2 protein-coding genes and 1 pseudogene are annotated in these 1,344 nt (G+C 41.0%); all 3 read left to right on the top strand.

Annotated features, from left to right (window positions below; translation table 11 throughout):
- Positions 1-185 (top strand): annotated as a pseudogene (locus HMPREF9018_RS11330) (transposase); the annotation flags it as partial.
- 81 nt (positions 186-266) lie between these two features.
- A complete protein-coding gene (locus HMPREF9018_RS10790; protein ID WP_008450770.1) occupies positions 267-746 on the top strand; it encodes a hypothetical protein in 480 nt (159 codons plus the stop codon).
- A 204-nt stretch (positions 747-950) separates the two neighbouring features.
- Positions 951-1,344: hypothetical protein (locus tag HMPREF9018_RS09025; RefSeq protein ID WP_008450772.1), on the top strand; the 394-nt coding region annotated here is incomplete at its 3' end.

Below are 1,344 nucleotides of genomic sequence, written 5' to 3'. Positions count from 1 at the left end.
TAAGGAACAAGACACTCGTCGAATATTACATCAGTGTTATGAAGCGGTATTCAAAGAAACTGCTGAGTATCACTGATATAGTAGTGGCTGACGCATTCTTCTCCACCTCCACGTTCGAGAAGGGCATGTCGGAGCTTGGCTTCTATCTAGTTAGCCGCTTCCGTGACAACGCTTGTCTGCATTAAATTCCCAAGAGGGAAAAGAGGCGTGGACGACCAAGAGTCAAGGGAGACAAAATTGACTTGGCAAACCTCAACCTCTCATGCATGGAAGAACTGCACATTGATGGACTGGACGGAAAGGCGTACACCCTCGAGGCTTATGCCAAGGCTCTGAAGAAGAGGGTGCAACTTGTCATCTGGCGAATGCCCAGTGGAAAGTGCAAGTTGTTCTTCTCGACAAAACTCTCAATGACGGGTGAGGAAGTATTGAAGACATACCGAACTCGTTTCCAGATAGAGTTCTGCTATCGCGACAGCAAGCAGTTTACGGGACTTATGGATTGTCAGGCAAGACACAAGAGCCAGCTGGACTTTGCGTTCAACGCATCGTTCGCCTCACTAAATGCCGCCAAGGTCTTCATGAAAGACAATGGCATGGATAATTCCATGGCAAAAGTTAAGTCGTTGATGTTCAATGCGAACTATACGAAATTAATTTTCGACATGTCCCGATGCCGACCGAACCGAACTTTAATTAGTAAGATTGTCAAAGAACTCATTGGCTGGCAGCCTAAGGCTGCGTAGCCATATACTCAAATTTTAACGAACTATAGATCTAACTACATAACTACATTAAAGGTAAAGCGGTGAAAGAGAAAGGATTAATGAGTAGTTACAATATAGGATATACAGAAACTACAATATGACTACTTTTCTAAAGGTATGCTGCGTTTTGGCATATCCAGTATGTAACTTTGCAACCAAAATAAATTAAAGATTTATAAACTTATGCCAAATTTGATATATTGCTGGGAGGAATTCTATCGCATATCTCCTAAGAATAGTAAGATGATAGAATGTTCAGCTACGGGAACACATCCGTGGAAAGTTTGCTATAACAGAAGAGTAGTAGGCGACTTCTATAGGTTGGAAGGTGGACAAGAAGTTCTCTTTGCATGGACAAGCAAAGGCTTTTGTTTTTCTGAATACGGAGGAGATAATTGGCAAATGGTATACCCAGATACCCCTTTTCGCATGACTCAGGAATTACAGAAACTTTTTAAAATCGAAAGAAATAATATGAGTAACAAAGAATTATTAAACAATGAAGAACTAATAGAAAAGATAACTAAAGAAGCATGGCCTGAGGTGTTTTCCTCTATTCCTTGGAATATATCTCTGA

Origin of the sequence: Prevotella amnii CRIS 21A-A (genome assembly GCF_000177355.1) — a bacterium.
GTDB lineage: Bacteria > Bacteroidota > Bacteroidia > Bacteroidales > Bacteroidaceae > Prevotella > Prevotella amnii.
Note: the sequence above shows the minus strand (reverse complement) of the source record. Positions and strands in the feature narration are given on the sequence as shown.